Below are 1,066 nucleotides of genomic sequence, written 5' to 3' on the forward strand. Positions count from 1 at the left end.
GCTGCCGGTAGCTGCACGCGCCAGCAGCGCCAGCAGCAGCAGCAGTAATCCCGCCTGCAGCAGGCGCTGCAGCGCAATACGCTGTAAAAGCGATGCGCTCAGCAGCGCCACCGCGCCCATCATGATCATCGGCACCGCCGGCAGCAGCGACGCCGCCAGCGGTGACAGGCCGATCGCCTGGCGCAGCTGACCGAGCAGCGGGCTGACCGACGTCAGCAGCGGACGCATATTCAGTCCGGCCAAGATCAGGGCGGCCAGCGTCAGCGAATTTCTGTTCATAAACACTCTCAGTGTTAAAAGGTTGCCAGCATCGCAGCAGTAGTTACTATTGGGAAATAAAATAATGCCATAGCGAACAGTGGAAAAATGAATCGTCAGCCTATGTTTACGCCTCAGCAGCTGCTGAGCTTTGTTGCCGTCTGCGAAACCGCCAGCTTTACCCGAGCCGCCGGGCGGGTTCATCTTTCTCAGTCCACCGTCAGCCAGCAGGTGCGCCGGCTGGAGGAGATGCTCGGCAAAGCGCTGCTGGTACGCACGTCACATCAGGTTACGCTGACCGAAGAGGGTGAAAAGATGCTGGCCTACGCGCGCCGCATCATTACGCTTAACGGTGAAGCGTGGGATGTCATGGGCGATACCTGGCGAGACGGCGTTCTGCGGCTTGGCGTACCGGAAGATTTTGCAGCGCCGACCGCCGGGCTGCTGGCGGATTTCAGCCGGGCACACCCGCAGCTGCGTCTTGATGTTATGAGCGGCATGTATGTTGATCTGCACCGTGCATGGCTGCGTGAAGAGCTGGATATCATGCTCATCAAGCAGCCCGGCGGCGAGCGTCCCCTCGCCTCGCGCCCTGAGCCGCTGCTCTGGCTCGATAGCCAGGCTCATCCCTGCTTTACCCGCTCGCCGGTCCCGCTGGTGGTATTCCCGCAGCAGGGGCTCTACCGGGAGGAGATGTGCCAGGCGCTGGACCAGCTGGCGCGCAGCTGGCGCATCAGCTACAGCAGTGCCAGCCTGGCGGCGCTCGCCAGCGCCAGCGAAGCCGGACTGGGCCTGACGCTACTGCCCG

1 protein-coding gene and 1 pseudogene are annotated in these 1,066 nt (G+C 62.7%); one reads left to right on the forward strand and one right to left on the reverse strand.

The window, feature by feature from the left end; translation table 11 throughout:
• Window positions 1–279, reverse strand: a pseudogene (locus HA43_RS18485) (cyanate transporter); the annotation flags it as partial.
• An 87-nt stretch (window positions 280–366) separates the two neighbouring features.
• Here HA43_RS18485 and HA43_RS18490 point away from each other — a divergent pair.
• Window positions 367–1,066 (forward strand): LysR family transcriptional regulator (locus HA43_RS18490; RefSeq protein ID WP_094112331.1); only part of this gene is annotated, 700 nt, incomplete at its 3' end.

It is taken from the genome of Pantoea eucrina (assembly GCF_002095385.1).
Classification (GTDB): domain Bacteria; phylum Pseudomonadota; class Gammaproteobacteria; order Enterobacterales; family Enterobacteriaceae; genus Pantoea; species Pantoea eucrina.